At 69.2% G+C, this 14,339-nt stretch carries 15 protein-coding genes; 7 read left to right on the top strand and 8 right to left on the bottom strand.

Annotated elements, in window-relative coordinates; genetic code table 11:
- Nucleotides 1-16: 16 nt before the first annotated feature.
- The 4 genes from Q0L11_RS10555 to Q0L11_RS10570 all read right to left on the bottom strand — a co-directional run bounded on the left by Q0L11_RS10555 (nucleotide 17) and on the right by Q0L11_RS10570 (nucleotide 4,777).
- On the bottom strand, nucleotides 17-1,765 hold the full coding sequence (locus Q0L11_RS10555; RefSeq protein ID WP_296597171.1) for an ATP-binding protein: 1,749 nt from the start codon (nucleotides 1,763-1,765) through the stop codon (nucleotides 17-19).
- A gap of 140 nt (nucleotides 1,766-1,905) precedes the next feature.
- Nucleotides 1,906-2,877 carry an HlyD family efflux transporter periplasmic adaptor subunit gene (locus tag Q0L11_RS10560; RefSeq protein WP_296597173.1) on the bottom strand — a complete coding sequence of 324 codons (972 nt, stop codon included), beginning with the start codon at nucleotides 2,875-2,877 and terminating at the stop codon, nucleotides 1,906-1,908.
- A 5-nt stretch (nucleotides 2,878-2,882) separates the two neighbouring features.
- Nucleotides 2,883-3,638 carry an ABC transporter ATP-binding protein gene (locus tag Q0L11_RS10565; protein ID WP_296597175.1) on the bottom strand — a complete coding sequence of 252 codons (756 nt, stop codon included), beginning with the start codon at nucleotides 3,636-3,638 and terminating at the stop codon, nucleotides 2,883-2,885.
- Nucleotides 3,635-4,777: an ABC transporter permease gene (locus tag Q0L11_RS10570; protein ID WP_296597176.1), complete on the bottom strand. Its 1,143-nt coding sequence runs from the start codon at nucleotides 4,775-4,777 to the stop codon at nucleotides 3,635-3,637. Before Q0L11_RS10570 ends, Q0L11_RS10565 begins: the two co-directional genes overlap by 4 nt.
- 263 nt (nucleotides 4,778-5,040) lie before the next feature.
- On the opposite strand from Q0L11_RS10570, the gene Q0L11_RS10575 reads away from it, so the two are divergent.
- Nucleotides 5,041-5,862, top strand: coding sequence for a hypothetical protein (locus Q0L11_RS10575; protein ID WP_296597177.1), 822 nt, complete (start codon nucleotides 5,041-5,043; stop codon nucleotides 5,860-5,862).
- Here Q0L11_RS10575 and Q0L11_RS10580 read toward each other — a convergent pair.
- Nucleotides 5,852-6,763, bottom strand: coding sequence for a LysR family transcriptional regulator (locus Q0L11_RS10580; RefSeq protein ID WP_296597179.1), 912 nt, complete (start codon nucleotides 6,761-6,763; stop codon nucleotides 5,852-5,854). The genes Q0L11_RS10575 and Q0L11_RS10580 overlap by 11 nt on opposite strands.
- A gap of 99 nt (nucleotides 6,764-6,862) precedes the next feature.
- On the opposite strand from Q0L11_RS10580, the gene Q0L11_RS10585 reads away from it, so the two are divergent.
- From Q0L11_RS10585 to Q0L11_RS10600, 4 genes are all read left to right on the top strand, one after another.
- Entirely contained in the window at nucleotides 6,863-7,855 is a 993-nt protein-coding gene (locus Q0L11_RS10585) for an aldo/keto reductase (protein ID WP_296597180.1), read from the top strand.
- A gap of 99 nt (nucleotides 7,856-7,954) precedes the next feature.
- Nucleotides 7,955-9,235, top strand: coding sequence for a nucleoside transporter C-terminal domain-containing protein (locus tag Q0L11_RS10590; protein WP_296597181.1), 1,281 nt, complete (start codon nucleotides 7,955-7,957; stop codon nucleotides 9,233-9,235).
- Between the two features lie 78 nt (nucleotides 9,236-9,313).
- Nucleotides 9,314-9,949: a glutathione S-transferase gene (locus Q0L11_RS10595; protein WP_296597183.1), complete on the top strand. Its 636-nt coding sequence runs from the start codon at nucleotides 9,314-9,316 to the stop codon at nucleotides 9,947-9,949.
- The gene (locus tag Q0L11_RS10600; RefSeq protein WP_296597184.1) at nucleotides 9,949-10,764 is read left to right on the top strand and encodes a hypothetical protein; all 816 of its coding nucleotides are present in this window, start codon (nucleotides 9,949-9,951) and stop codon (nucleotides 10,762-10,764) included. The genes Q0L11_RS10595 and Q0L11_RS10600 overlap by 1 nt, the downstream gene beginning before the upstream one ends.
- Before the next feature lie 29 nt (nucleotides 10,765-10,793).
- On the opposite strand, the gene Q0L11_RS10605 is transcribed toward Q0L11_RS10600, so the two are convergent.
- From Q0L11_RS10605 to Q0L11_RS10615, 3 genes are all read right to left on the bottom strand, one after another.
- A complete protein-coding gene (locus Q0L11_RS10605) occupies nucleotides 10,794-11,225 on the bottom strand; it encodes a DUF2147 domain-containing protein (protein WP_296597185.1) in 432 nt (143 codons plus the stop codon).
- 75 nt (nucleotides 11,226-11,300) lie between these two features.
- Nucleotides 11,301-11,771, bottom strand: a complete 471-nt coding sequence (locus tag Q0L11_RS10610) for a GFA family protein (RefSeq protein WP_296597186.1) — start codon at nucleotides 11,769-11,771, stop codon at nucleotides 11,301-11,303.
- 17 nt (nucleotides 11,772-11,788) lie between these two features.
- Nucleotides 11,789-12,256, bottom strand: a complete 468-nt coding sequence (locus Q0L11_RS10615; RefSeq protein WP_296597187.1) for a PaaI family thioesterase — start codon at nucleotides 12,254-12,256, stop codon at nucleotides 11,789-11,791.
- A 274-nt stretch (nucleotides 12,257-12,530) separates the two neighbouring features.
- Between Q0L11_RS10615 and Q0L11_RS10620 the strand changes: the two genes are divergently transcribed.
- Both Q0L11_RS10620 and Q0L11_RS10625 read left to right on the top strand, forming a co-directional pair.
- On the top strand, nucleotides 12,531-13,184 hold the full coding sequence (locus tag Q0L11_RS10620; protein WP_296597188.1) for a hypothetical protein: 654 nt from the start codon (nucleotides 12,531-12,533) through the stop codon (nucleotides 13,182-13,184).
- Between the two features lie 28 nt (nucleotides 13,185-13,212).
- The coding region (locus Q0L11_RS10625; protein WP_296597189.1) for an acyl-CoA dehydrogenase family protein at nucleotides 13,213-14,339 on the top strand (1,127 nt) is incomplete at its 3' end.

Below are 14,339 nucleotides of genomic sequence, written 5' to 3' on the forward strand. Positions count from 1 at the left end.
GTCCTCTCGGCGGGGATCAGGCCGCTGCCGCTTCCGTCGCCCCGGGGCTCTGGGCCAGAACCTCGTCGATCGCCTCGAACAGCTTGCCGGCGTCCAGCGGCTTAGGAGCCACCCGGTCCATGCCCGCGGCCTCGTACTCGGCCACCTGGTGGCGCATGGCGTTGGCGGTGACCGCGATGATCGGCGTGCGCTTCAGGCCCGCCGCCGCCTCTGCCGCCCGGATCTCGCGGGTGGCGCTGACGCCGTCCATCACCGGCATCTGGATGTCCATGAGGATCAGGTCCCAGGCGCCGGTCTTCCAGGCGGCCACGGCCTCGGCGCCGTTGTCCACCATCGTCGGCTCCAGCCCCGCCTGGCTGAGCAGGGTCTTGAGGACCAGTTGGTTCACGGCGTTGTCTTCGGCCGCGAGAATCCGGATCGGCGTGGCCGCCGGGTCAGCGACCTCCACCAGCGTCTCCATGGGGACCGCGTCGTCCACGCGTTCCAGCGGCAGCACGGCCGCGAAGATCGAGCCCTTGCCCGGCTCGCTGGTCGCCTCGATCCGTCCGCCCATCATCTCGGCCAGCGCCCGGCAGATGGTGAGGCCGAGGCCAACGCCGCCGTGGCGGCGGGTCGCCGACGCGTCGCCCTGGACGAACTTCTCGAACAGCGCGTCGATGCGTCCCGGCGCGATGCCGATCCCGCTGTCGGCCACGGCGATCCTCAACTGGCCAGCCTCGCGTGATACCGCCACCGCGACGCCGCCCTGCTCGGTGAACTTCAGGGCGTTGGCGGTCAGGTTCGACACGATCTGGCGCAGCCGGGCCGGATCTCCCCTGAACCGGCCCTTGGCGGTCTCGCCCACCGAGACCTCGAACGTCAGTCCCTTGCGCTCGGCCTGCGGCAGGAAGGTCGCCAGGGCGCCGCGGACGAGGTGCTCGACGTCGAACTCGCTGGGCTCGAGGCTGAGCTTGCCGGCCTCGATCTGCGAAAAATCCAGGGCGTCGTTCAGGAGCGAGAGCAGCCCTTCGCCCGACCGGCGGATGATCCGCAGCCGCTCCTTCTGCGCCGTCGGCAGCCCTTCGCGCTGCATGGCCTGCGCCATGCCGAGGATGCCGTTCAGCGGCGTGCGGATTTCGTGGCTCATCATCGCCAGGAAGTCGCTCTTGGCGCGGCTGGCCGCCTCGGCGGCGGTCTTGGCCGCCACCAGCCGGTCCCAGGCGTCGGCGAGTTGACGGCGCGTAGGGGCCAGCAGGATCACGTAGGTCGCGATCACCGCGGGCGGCGTCAGCGCCTGGATGTAGTCGCCGGCCTTGAGGTAGGCGCTCAGCATCCCCAAGCTGACCCATCCCAGCACCACGGCGTGCGGTGTGACGGCCGCCAGGAACATGCGTGGCGAAGAGTAGAACCGCAGCAGGATATTGACGCACGAGAAGCCGATGAGGCCGATCGCGAACAGGCGCGGCCCGGCGTCGCCATAGTGGATCAGCATGGCCGCCACCCAGGCGTGCAGAGCCGAAAGGCCGAAGGTGACCGCCAGACCGGCTATGTTGGTGCGCACGTAGCCCTGCGCGTGGATGACCGCGCGCTCGGCCAGCGTCACGACCAGATAGCCGGCGAGGGCCATGAGCAGCAGGTGCGCGGGCGCGACGGGCCCGGCAACCACCCCGATCAGCACCGCGATCGTCAGTCGGCGCCACAACGCCGGCTGTGCCAGCAACTGCTCGGGCGCGAGTTCTTCGCTCGCGATCCCGAACGTGTGGCGTCTGGGCATACTGGTACGCATCGCCCGCCTCCCCGAGCGCCAAGGTTAGCCTGGGCCTCGCTTAACGGGAGTTTTACGCGCGATGGTTGCGACGAAAAAAAGAGCCCCGGACCAGGCGGCCGGGGCCAGTAACCTGCAAGTCGCGGGTCAGGCTTGGGAAATCAGCTCCGGGGCGAGGCGCCGGCGGCCTGCGCCTGCTGTTGCCGAACGAACTTCACCAGGATGCGCTGGCCGACCAGGAACGGGGCCCCGGTGGAGTCCACCACCACTTCGACCACGCGGTCGTCGGCGCGCTCCGTGGGATCGTCGGACTGCAGCTTGCGGGCGCCGAAGACACCGGCCCGGCGCAGCACCTTGCCCGGATAGACCTTGGTGGGGTCGCTCTCGGGCGACATCTGCACGGCCTGGCCCAGGGCCACGTTGGGCAGCGAGCCCTCCGCCACTTCGGCCCTGACGATGCGGCCGGCGCGGGGCTCAAGGTCGAACATGTTGGAGACGTTCAGCGTCGAGGCGCCGGCGCCGGGGTTGGCGTAGCGGCGCACGATGCGGCCGTCCGCCGGGGCGCGGATCAGCGACAACTCCTCGTCGTAGCGCGCCTCGTTCGCGCGCGCCTGGGCCGTCGCGACGGTGGCCTGCTGGGCCATGATGCGGGCCTCGGCTTCGCGCACGGCGTCGCGCGACTGGTCCAGCTTCTGGGCGGCGACGAAGTTGTTGGGGGCAAGGCCCTCGAGGCGACGCTGCTCGCGCTGGGCGGCCGAACGCTGGACTTCCAGCAGGGCCAGGGCGGCGCGCGCCTGGCGCACCTCGGCGTCGGCGCGCTGGGCGGCCAGGCGCGGTTCGTCGTCCTCCAGGCGAGCGAGCACCTGGCCCTTGGTCACGTCGTCGCCTTCCTGCACCAGGACGTCGCGGATGACCCCCGCCCGGCGGGAAGCGACCTGGATGATGCCGCCTTCAACGTCCGCCTTGCCGTTGGCGATGGCGGCGTAGGGGCTTGGCTTCACGGCCGCGGCCGCCTTCGCCTCCTCGGCTTTCTTGGCCTTCGCCTGGTTGGACATGAACATGGCGCCGCCCCCGCCGAGGACGACGAGGATCACCACGATCCAGACGAAACGGTTGCGGAGGAGGGCGGGCATCGTCTTCAGGCCTCGATGAGCTCGGGTTGCTTATGGGTGTGGGCGGCCGCGGCCGGCGGGGCGTTGTCCACGCGCCGGTCGTCCAGGATGCGGCCGTCCTCGAGATGGATGACGCGGTCGGCGTAGGCTTCCAGGCGCGGGTCGTGGGTCACGCAGATCACGGCCGCGCCGTGCTGCTTCGCCGCCCGCTGCAGCAGCTTGATCACCACCTGGCCGTTCTCGCCGTCGAGCGCGCTGGTGGGCTCGTCGGCGAACAGCAGTTGAGGGTCTTTGGCCAGGGCCCGGGCGATGGCCACGCGCTGCTTTTCGCCGCCGGAGAGCTCGGACGGGCGCTGGTTCATGCGGGACTCCAGGCCCACCTCCGTGAGCGCCCTGGCGGCCTTGTCGCGCGCCTCGCGCGGAGCCAGCCCCTGGTACTTCAGGATGATCTCCACCTGCTGCAGGGCGGTCAGGGCCGAGAACAGGTTGAAGCCCTGGAAGATGAAGCCGCAATGGTCGAGGCGGAAGCGGTCCAGGCGGCCCGAACGCAGGTCCCAGATGTCCTGGCCCAGCGAAGTCACCTTGCCTTCGTCGGGCTTCAGCAGGCCCGAGAGCGCCGCGACCAGGGTCGACTTGCCCGAGCCCGAAGGCCCCATGACCATCGTCACCTCGCCGTGATTGGCGTCGAAGTCGACGCGCTTCAGCACCTCGATGTAGCTGCGCCCGGTCTTGAAGCGCTTGTAGATGCCGGTCGCCCGGATCGCCGTTCGGTTCGCGCTCATCGCAGGAGGTCCGCAGGTTGGCTCTTCTTCAGGACGCCCAGAGCCAGCAGGCCGGAGACGCCGGAGATGACGAGCAGGAGGATGGAGACACCGATCACCCAGGGCGCAGGGAAGCCCATGGGCAGGCCGCCACGGGTCGCCAGCAGATAGACGCCGAAGGTGAAGAGGGCGGTGGCGGCGAGGCCAACCAGGCCCACCCAGAACGATAGCTCCACCACGATCAGCCGCAGCGAGCCCATGCCGACGCCCAGCGCCCGCAGCGAGGCGAACTCCTTGATCGACGACAGGATGGCGCCGCGCAGGGTCTGGGACGTGATGCCGACGCCGATCAGGAACCCCAGGAAGACCGAGAAGCCCAGGAAGATGCCGATGATCTGTTCCTTCATCAGCGCGCCCTCGTTCGCCTGCGACAGCTCCTGGCGGGTCCAGGCGCGGTAGACGCCCTTGGCGTCCTTGTTGAGCTGGTCGCGGACGATGGCGGCGCGGTTCGGGTCCTTGACGCGCACCATGAGCGGGCCGGTCTTGCCGTCCTTGGTGAGCATGCCCATCAGGCGGAACGTGTCGCGCGACATGGTCACGGAGGCGTTGTTCATGTCGGGATAGCCGTGGAGGATCGCCCGTACGCGCACGGTCTTGCCGCGCAGCGAGGCTTCGTCGCCCAGCTTCACCCCGAGGCGGCCCAACTGGGTCTCGTCGATGGCCACCGAATACGGTTCGAGCAGCGCCGCCCGCGTCGTCTCGTCGAAGTCCGTGGGCAGGTTCACGGCGCCGGGCCGCGTGTCCACCATGTTGACGTTGACGAAGGTCGTGACCGCCTTCTTCCCGTCCTTGGGGCGGTTGATCCAGCGGCCGCCGTCGTTGTCCATCGAGGCGACCTCGACGATCTCGGGGTGGAGGTACAGTTGCGGGGCCAGGCGCGCCGGCAGCGAGCCGCCGCCCGAGTTGATCAGGCTCTCCATCTTGGCGGGCAGGATCATGATGTCGGCGCGCGACCGGTCGATGGTGGCGGTGGCGCCCTTCACGATGCCGGTGAACATGCCGACCTGGGCCAGGATCAGCAGGCCCGAGAAGGCCAGCGCCACGACGGCCGCTGTGTACCGCCGCCACTCGTAGAGCAGTGTTGCAAGCGCCAGAGACATTGTGACGAACAGCCCTCAACCTTCGAGCGCGGAGTTCGCCGCCGGTCGGGTCTGCGGAGCCAGTTAAATCGCGGTAAGGCCGGCCGCCCGAACGCGCATCGGAGCGCTCGTCTCCAAGAGGCGCCGTAGGCGCTGGGCGGATGCGGAGCCGCCTATTAAACCTTCGTAATCCGTGCGGCTGGGCGCCGCACCGGGCTGCTTCTTAAGGCCTAGGTCATAGGTCGGGTCCGATATCGCCGCGAGCTTCGCCTGCCACGACCCGAATGGACCGCATTTCTTCGAACACCGCCGCCTATGCCGCAGCGCCGGCCAGCGCCCGGACGGCGCCCCGACCGGCGATGGCGGATCTCGCCACCAGGGCTTCCCGGTTCGACGAGCTGTCGGCCACGGTGCTGGACGCCAGCGGCAAGGTCGGCGACGCGCAGCGGGCGCAGGCTTACCAGTCGCTGCAGGCGATGTCGGCCGGCGGCCAGCTCGCCGGGCTCGACGAGGACCGCCGCAAGGTCCTGGACCAGGCCACCTTCGAGAGCGACATCGGCCAGCGCGCCCAGGCGCTGGGCAAGGCGTTTGTCCAGACCCTGAACGCCGCGGCCCGCAGCGGTGGGCCGCAGGCGGCGCTGCAGGCGGTGGCCAGCGGCTTCGACAAGCTGTCGCCGTCCGACCAGGACCTGCTATTCCAGACCACGATCAACGTCGCGGACCGCACGGGCGCCAAACCCTATGCCGACGCCGGCGCCTGGCGCTCCAACGTCGACGCCCAGGCCAAGGTCGTGGGCTTCATGAAGGACGCCGGCGTCGTCGGCGCGAACGGAGCGCTCGACCAGAAGGCCGCCCAGGCCAAGGCGGCGGCCGATCCCAAGTTCGCCGCGGCGCTGCGCCTGTCGCTGCGCGCCGACAACAATTCGCCCGACTGGACCCAGTCGGTGATGCGCCTGTTCGGCGGATCCGCGCCGCAGGACACCGTCCAGCTCTCGGACGCGGCGAAGCAGTTCATGAACGCCGCGCCCCCGCCGACGCCCACCGCCTCCCCGCCTGCGCCAGCCGAGCCCTACCGCCAGGGTTCGATCACCTCGATCACCGCATAGGGCAGGCCGCGTCCGCCGGCCGTCGCATCCAGTCGATGAAGGCCCGCAGCGCGGGGGAGACCTGCCGCCGGCTCGGATAGTAGAGGCTGTAGCCCGGGAACGGCGGGCACCAGTCCTCAAGGAGCCGCACGAGGGCCCCTGAGGCGAGCTCATCGCGCACCGACGGCTCGGCCACGAAGGCGATGCCGGCCCCGTCCACGGCCGCGGCGACCAGCAACTGGGTGTCGTCGACGATGAGGGGGCCTGAGACCGCGATGGATCGCACGTCGTCGCCCCGTTCCAATTCCCAGTCGTAGAAGGCGCCCGAGGGCCAGCGCAGCCGGAAGCAGGCGTGGCCCGCCAGGTCCTCCGGCGTCTTCGGGACGCCATGGCGGGCCAGGTAGTCCGGCGAGGCTACGGCGGCCATGCTCAGCGGTGGTCCTACGCGAACCGCGACCATCTCGGCCGGCAGGTTCTCGTCGAGGCGGATGCCGGCGTCGAAGCCGCCGGCGACGATGTCGATCAGGGCGTTGTCGCTGACCACCTCCACGCGGATGTCGGGATAGGCCCTCAGGAACCCACCCAGTCGTGGCCCGATGGCCAAGCGCGCGGCCGAGCGCGGCACGCTGAGCCGCAGGCGCCCGGCGGGCCGTTCGCGGAAGGCAGCCACCTCCATCAGGCCAGCCTCGATGTCGGCGAGGGCAGGGCCGAGCCTGGCCAGCAGGCGTTCGCCCGCCTCGGTGGGCGCGACCGAACGGGTGGAGCGGTTCAGCAGGCGCACGCCCAACGCCGTCTCCATCCGCCGCAGCCGGTGGCTGAGCGCCGACGCCGACACGCCCATGATTTCGCCCGCTCGGCGGAAGCTGCGCAACTCGGCCAAAAGTGCAAATGCGGCCAGGTCGGGGATCGAGCGGCGGTCCATTGCTGAAATTTGCTCAATGGATCGATGACGCTGCAAGCGGTTTTCGTGGCGGCTCACGCGGACCAACTAGGGGTCACCCCGCTCGCAAAGGAGAACGCCATGCAATCGCGCAAGCTCGGAACCCAAGGACTCGAGGTCTCGGCCATCGGCTTCGGCTGCATGGGCCTGTCGGGCGTTTACCAGCCGGCTGTCGAAGAGGCCCAGGCCGCAGCCGTGCTGCATCGCGCGGTGGAGTTGGGCGTCACCTTCTTCGACACCGCCGAGATCTACGGCATGCAGACCAACGAGGTGCTGGTCGGCAAAGGCCTCAGGCCGTTCCTCGGGCGCGTGGTGATCGCCACCAAGTTCGGCTTCGATCTCGAGGAAGCCCGCAAGGCGGGCCGTCCCGCGGGGACTAACAGTCGCCCCGAAAACATCAAGGCCGTGGCGGAGGCGTCGCTGAAGCGCCTGGGCGTCGAAGTCATCGACCTCTTCTACCAGCATCGTGTCGATCCGAACGTGCCGATCGAAGACGTGGCCGGCGCCGTCGGCGACCTCGTGAAGGCGGGCAAGGTGAAGTACTTCGGCCTCTCGGAGGCCAGCGCGCAGACGATCCGCAAGGCCCACGCCGTCCAACCGGTCAGCGCGGTGCAAAGCGAATACTCCCTCTGGTCCAGGGATCCGGAGAAGGAGATCCTGCCGACCTGCCGCGAGCTTGGGATCGGCTTCGTGCCGTACAGTCCGCTGGGCCGGGGCTTCCTCGCCGGCGGCTTCAAAGGGCAGCCGAACGACGCCGACTTCCGCCGCTTCATGCCGCGCTTCCAGGGCGAGGCGCTGCGAAAGAACCTGGGGCTGGTCGAGACGCTGACCGCGCTTGCCTCGGAGAAAGGCCGGACACCGGCGCAACTGGCCCTGGCCTGGCTGCTCAGCCGCAGCGACCACATCGCCCCGATCCCGGGAACCACCAAGGTCGCGCGGCTGGAGGAGAACGTGGCGGCGGCGGACATCGCGCTTTCGGCGAACGAACTTGCGGCCATCGAGGCGGCGGTTCCGGAGACGGCTGTGGAAGGCGCCCGGTACGACGAACGGGGCCTGGCGATGGTCAACCTCTAGCGCCGTCGGGCGTAGGCGCCACGGCGTGCTTGCGCCCGCGCCGCTTTCGGCGTGGATTGACCGGCCAGGCCGCTGAATCGGCGGCGCATCGGGGGATGCATGTTCGGTCCGGAAAACGCCCAGAGCCTCGTGGGGATCGTGCTCGTGCTCGCGGTCTGCTGGGCCGTATCGGAGAACCGCGGCAAGTTCCCCTGGAAGCTGGCCATCGGCGCCATCGCCGTCCAGGCGGTGCTCGTGCTGGCGCTCTTCGGCCTGCCGACGCTGCGCCAGGGATTGCAGGGCGTGGGCGTCGCAGTCGATGGCCTGGCTTCATCGACCCAGGCGGGCGTCGCCTTTGTGTTCGGCTTCCTGGCCGGCACGCCGAACCAGCCGTATCCTCTGACCGACGCCGGCTCGCTGTTCGTATTCGCCTTCCGGGTGCTGCCGGTGATCCTGGTGGTGTGCGCCCTGGCGGCGCTGCTCTGGCACTGGAAGATCCTGGTCTGGATCACCCAGGCGTTCGGCGTTGTCTTCGAGCGCACCATGGGGCTGCGCGGCCCGCCCGCGCTCGCCACCGCCGCCACGGTGTTCATGGGCCAGGTGGAGGGCCCGATCTTCATCCGCAGCTATCTGCCAAGCCTGTCGCGCTCGGAACTCTTCATGCTGATCGCCGTCGGCATGGCGTGCGTCTCGGGCTCGACCATGGTGGCCTATGCGACGATCCTGGCGGGTGTGCTGCCCGGCGCGGCGGCGCACGTCCTGACGGCCTCCATCGTCTCGGCGCCGGCGGGCGTGTTGCTGGCCCGGATCATCGTGCCGCGCGACGCCGCCATCGAACAGGCTCAGGCCTACGACCCCCTGGCGGCGAAGAAGTACGACAGTTCCATCGACGCCCTGATCAAGGGCACGACCGACGGCTTGCAGATCATGCTGAACGTCGGCGCCACGCTGATCGTGTTCGTGGCGCTGACCGCGATGGTCAACAACATCCTGGGCGCATTCGGCGACGTGGCGGGCGCGCCGTTGTCGGTGGAGCGTGGGCTGGGCGTGGTGTTCGCGCCGCTGGCCTGGGCCATCGGGGTGCCGTGGCGCGACGCGCCGACCGCCGGCTCGCTGCTGGGCGTGAAGCTGGTGCTCACCGAGTTCACCGCATTCATCAAGATGGGCGCGATCCCGCTGGACGCCATGGAGCCGCGCTCGCGCGTGCTGATGACCTATGCCTTGTGCGGCTTCGCCAACATCGCCTCGGTGGGCATCAACCTGGCCGGCTTCTCGGTGCTGGTGCCCGAGCGGCGCAACGAGATCGTGGGCATGGTCTGGAAGGCGATGATGGCGGGCTTCCTCGCCACTTGCCTCACGGCCTCGATCGTCGGCCTGCTGCCGTCCAGCCTGTTCGGCTAGGGCGCTCCGAAGCCGCTCCCGCACTTGCCTCCCCGGAGGGGAAGGCGCCAGCTTGGCGGCAAAGCAGGAGGAGGGCCCATGAAGATCTACGACACGCCGCTCGCGCCCAACCCGCGCCGCGTGCGCTGGTTCATGGCCGAGAAGGGCATCACCGACATTGAGGTGATTACGCTCAACCTGATGGAAGCCGAGCACAAGACGCCGGAATATCTGGCCAAGGCCGGCCTTCCCAACGTGCCCATGCTGGAGATGGACGACGGGACCTGCGTCACCGAAAGCGTCGCCATTTGCCGCTACCTGGAGAGCCGTTACCCCGAACCCAACCTCTTCGGCCGCACGCCCGAGGAGACGGCGTTGATCGAGATGTGGCTGCGACGCGCCGAGATGATGGTCGCCACGCCGATGATGATGGGCGTGCGCCACACCCATCCAGCGATGGGCGCGCTGGAGCAGCAGGTCCCGGTGATCGGCGAGCACAACCTGCAAGGTGCGACGCGGGCGCTGAAGGTGCTGGACCGCCGGCTGGCGGAGAGCGAGTGGCTGGCGACCGACCGGTTGACGATCACCGACATCGTGGCGTTCATCAGCCTGGACTTCGGCCGCATGATCAAATTTCGGGTTCCGGAAGACCTCGCCCATGTCCGCCGTTGGGCCGAGGCGATGCGAGCCCGTCCGGCGGCGTCGGCCGGCATGCCGCGGAAGGCGCCGGCGTGATGGATCGGCGGGCCCTACTCGCGGCGGCCGCCGCCCTCGCCGCGGCGGGCCCAGCCGTAGCGATCGACGCCGGAACCGCGGCCGGCCGCTACCGGGACGACGATGTCGACGTCAGCTTCTCGCACGCCGTGGCGCTGGAGCTCGACAACACCGAAGGCCTGCTGGACACGCCCCGCGAGATGCGGGTGCTGCTGACCGACCGGGAGCTCCCGGCCTCCGTGCTCTACGGCCAGTCGTTCCCGCCGGTGTGGACCATGGCGCAGCAGGGCGAGGTCCAGGGCCTGCTGCTGCGCTTCGATCCGGCCGACCGGAAGGCCGTGGTCCTCACGATCCTGGCCAAGCCCGAGCCGGGTTACTCCCTTTCGACCGTGACGCTTTCCAATTCGGACGGTGTCTGGACGCGGCTCGACGTCGCGCAGACGCGCATCGTGGGCGAGCTCCGGCCAGACGCGAGCGAGAAAGCGCAGTTGAAGTTCAGTGCGCCGGTATTCACCAACCCGGTCGAGGCCGACCTGAAGGGCCCGGCTGCGGCGGCCTCCGAGCCCGTGCGCGTGCTGGTCGCCCGCGCCGAGGCTATGGCGAAGGGCGATTTCGCCACCGCGGCCGCGCTCTCCACAGAGGCGTCGGCGGCGCGCATGAAGGACCTGCCGCCCGAGTTCCGCAAGATGGCCGCCCGCGAACTGCCGAAGCTGGTGGCGCGGCTGAAGGCGACGAAGCGGGTGGTCATCCGGCGCGAAACCGCCGTCGTCATGCTCGGCCCCGGCGAATACGCCAGCGCCGCGCGCGTAGGCGGGATCTGGAAGGCGGCGGACTAGCGGGGCTCGCGCCTACGGCAAGCCGTCGATCAGTCGGCGGCTGTGCCGATGCGCCGCCACGTCTGGGTCTTGCACAGCACGCCGGCCAGCAGGCAGCCCCTCGCCTTCAGGGTGTTGGCGTCGACCAGTTCGGCGCGGCCCGCGAAGGTGGCCCGCAGGTCGGGCACGAAGACCTTGCCCTTCCACACGCCGGGCTTCTCTGGACCGAAGTCGCGTAGCAACTGCAGACCGATCAGGTTGTCGGTCCCGCCCTCGCGCGCGTCGGCCTGGGCGTCGGCGTTGGCCCAGATCACGTAGCCGCACAGCTTCGGGCCGCAAGGCTTGATGTTGACGTGCACCGAGTTCTTGGGATTGCGCCAGACGCCTTCGACGCCGGACATGCCGGTCTGCGCCTGCGCGGCGGGCGCCACGGCCAGGCCGGCGGCGAGGGCCAAGCCCGCGAAGGCGGAGAATTTCGTCATGACTATCCTTGGGGATGCGTCCCTTGAGCTCGCCCATGTAGTGGAAATGTGAGGCGAAGCTAGGGCGGGGCGCTTCTATGACGCGGATTTGGCATGTCGTTCCGCGAACGCCGCGACCAGGCGGGGGTACGCCTCCTGTGCCGGAAACGTCTCGAAGCTGTGCACCGCCGGCGTCTCCACCCAGTCGAGCTTCTCGCTTGTGTAGGTCTCGATGAACGGCGTCGAGCCCGGTGCGCCGTCCAGCATTGTGGCGCGGACGTTCACGAACCAGCTCATCGCCGGCGGCCGTGTGTAGAGCCAGCTCATGCAATGCGGGCAGAAGTAATGGTGAACGTCGTCGCCATGAAGGCCGCCGATGACCGGCTCGCCCTCGGTCACCTCGAAGGCTTCAGCGGGAACCCCGACGCTCAGGGAGAACGCGCTGGCGGTCATCCGCTGGCAGCCCGTGCAGTGGCAGGCCATGGTGAGCAGGGGCGGGGCAGAGACCTTCAGCTTCACCCGGCCGCAACGGCACGCGCCGGTCCAGGGCAGGTTCCAGTCGGACATCGGACCCTCCTTCCCGCCTAGGCGCGGCGCGGCCCACGCTTCTTCAAGACCGAGGAGAAGCTCATCACCGTCTCCCCGCCGATCTTCATCAAGCCTCGGACGAACACCATGCTGCGGGTGTTCTTCACGATGTCCCCGCGGCACTCGACCACCTGGCCTTCGTAGGCCGCGCCGACAAGCTCGCAGTTGAAGGTGGCCGTAACCGCGTGCTGATCGACCAGCGCCTCGCGGGCGATCACGAACAGGCTGAAGTCGGCGAACGTCATGAAGCAGCCGCCGTGCAGGAAGTCGCCGCCGTTCAGATGCTTCTTCTCGACCTTGAAGGCGCAGACCGGCCCCTGATCGTCGATGCGGAAATAGAACGGCCCCGCCAGATCCTCGAACGGGTCGCCGCCGGGATACCAGGCCCACCCGGCCCACTCGCCCTCGGTGACCTGCGTCAGCTTCGAGACGTAACTGCCTTCGCTGGTGTCGCCGCCGTCCATCCCATCCCCTCGTTCTTGTGTGCGAGGCGTCTAAGCATGCGTCCGCTCGATGGGAAAGGCCGCTGTTGCGGAAGGCCGCCTAAGGGTTTGCCGACCGCCCGTTCGAACACTAGTTTGCCGGCCCGCTTCCGACCGATCGAGGACGCATCCATGCCAGCCTGGCCCGTCTTTCTCCGCGCAAGCGTCCGCTTTGCGATCGGCGGTCGGGACGGCGCGATGCGTGCTTCCGGCTGCGTCGGCGAAGGCCCGGCGCCGGTCCAGGCGTAGGCTGCAGATGCTCGCGACCGTCCTTGCCGCCGCGCTGGCCCTAGCCGCCCAGCCTGCGCCGCCCGAAGACGACGGCCCGCTGACGACGGCGCCCAGGGAACGGGCGGTCAGCGAAGACCCCTTGCCAGGGCTGGACGAGAAGCGGGTGGAAATCCCGCCCGCGGCCAAGCCCATGGACGAGAAGAAGGTGGCTCCGGCCGCCGCCGCCGCCGCGAAGTCGGTCGAGATCGAGCCCCGCACCCTGGTCCAGGGCGATACGCTGCAGGTGGTGTTGGGCCAACGCGCCGTTTTCCACCTGGGCGAACAGGGCGCGCCCATCCTGGATCGGGTCGAGACCGGCAAGCTGGCGGAAGCCCATCCCGACGGCGAGGTGACCGAGAGCTTCGAGCCGCCGGCCGAGGGCCAGTTCGCCGTGGCGCTGGACGGGTCGGTCGAGAAACGCGCGTCGGTGCTGAAGATCTGGAACGCCACCGGAAAGGCGCTGGACTACGCCGTCATCGCGCTGATCCCGCGCAAGGGACACATCACGCCCGAGCCGGCGCCGGTGTGCGCCGTGTCGGCCCAGTCCCTGCGAACCGAAATCTGGCCGCGGCCCGTCCTCGCGGTCGGCCTCATGCGCTTCAAGCCGGTCGACGTCGCCCGGCCCTGTTCACAAAAATAGAAGACTGCATCCGAAGGGGAATTGCCACATGGCGCTCGACGCCGAGACCCGCGACCAGCTTATCGAAACCGTCCGCCGCTTCGTCACCGAACGCCTGCGCCCGCTCGAGGCCAAGGTGGCCGAGGACGACGCGATGCCCGACGACGTCATCGAGGAGATGAAGGGGCTGGGCCTGTTCGGCCTGTCGATCCCCGAGGAGTACGGCGGCCTGGACCTTTCGATGGAGGACGAGTGCCTCGTGGGCGTCGAGCTGGGCCGCACCAGCCCGGCCTTCCGCTCGGCGTTCGGCACCAATGTCGGCATCGGCAGCCAGGCGCTGGTGATGTTCGGCACCGAGGATCAGAAGAAGAAGTTCCTGCCCGGCATCGCCTCGGGCGAGATCGTCACCTCGTTCGCCCTGACCGAGCCGGAGGCCGGATCGGACAGCGCCAACGTCCAGACCCGCGCGGTCAAGGACGGCGATCACTACGTCCTGAATGGGGCCAAGCGGTTCATCACCAACGCCAACAAGGCCCACCTCTTCACGGTCATGGCGCGGACCGATCCGTCCAAGCCGGGCGGCGGCGGCGTCTCGGCCTTCCTGGTCGAGCGCGACAGCCCCGGCCTGACGGTCGGCAAGTCCGAGAAGAAGATGGGCCAGCAGGGCGCGCACGTCTCGGAGGTGTTCTTCGACAACGTCCGCGTCCCGGCCGCCAACATGGTCGGCAAGGAGGGCGAGGGCTTCAAGGTCGCCATGCAGGTCCTGGACCGTGGCCGCCTGCACATCTCGTCCGTCTGCATCGGCGTGGCGGAGCGGCTGATCGCCGACTGCGTGGCCTACGCTTCCGAGCGCAAGCAGTTCGGCCAACCACTGTCGAGCTTCCAACTCCTGCAGGGAATGATCGCCGACTCGAAGACCGAAGCCCTGGCCGCCAAGGCGCTGACCATGGAAACCGCCCGCAAGCGCGACGCCGGCCAAAACGTGACCATGGAAGCGGCGGCCGCCAAGTACTTCGCCTCGGAGATGGTGGGTCGGGTGGCCGACCGCGCGGTGCAGATCTTCGGCGGCGCGGGCTATATCGCCGACTACGGCATCGAACGCTTCTACCGCGACGTGCGCATCTTCCGGATCTACGAGGGCACCAGCCAGATCCAGCAGGTGATCATCGCCCGCGA

Source organism: Phenylobacterium sp., assembly GCF_024508875.1.
Lineage (GTDB): Bacteria > Pseudomonadota > Alphaproteobacteria > Caulobacterales > Caulobacteraceae > Phenylobacterium.